Source organism: Vibrio sp. OPT24 (genome assembly GCF_015163545.1).
Classification (GTDB): domain Bacteria; phylum Pseudomonadota; class Gammaproteobacteria; order Enterobacterales; family Vibrionaceae; genus Vibrio; species Vibrio cyclitrophicus.
Genome location: NZ_JADDYI010000052.1, coordinates 1 through 246, shown reverse-complemented (window position 1 = coordinate 246; position 246 = coordinate 1). Strand labels below are relative to the sequence as shown.

General features: G+C 43.1%; 1 protein-coding gene. It reads left to right on the top strand.

Annotation, left to right across the window (positions count from 1 at the left end):
• Positions 1-246: DDE-type integrase/transposase/recombinase (locus IQO02_RS13805; RefSeq protein WP_193838588.1), on the top strand; the 246-nt coding region annotated here is incomplete at both ends.

Below are 246 nucleotides of genomic sequence, written 5' to 3'. Positions count from 1 at the left end.
AACGTATATCAGGCAAGGCAAACGTTGGATGTATCTAGCGGTCGTTATTGATCTTTACTCGCGTAAAGTCGTCGGTTGGTCGCTTGGTAGTAAGAAGAGTACACAACTAACGATGAGTTCGCTGAGAATGGCCATTAGAAATCGAAAGCCACAAGAGCGCCTGTTATTTCATACTGACAGAGGCTCTGAATATCGAGCCCATGAAGTTCAAGCTTTACTATCAAAAAATGGAATTGTCCCAAGCAT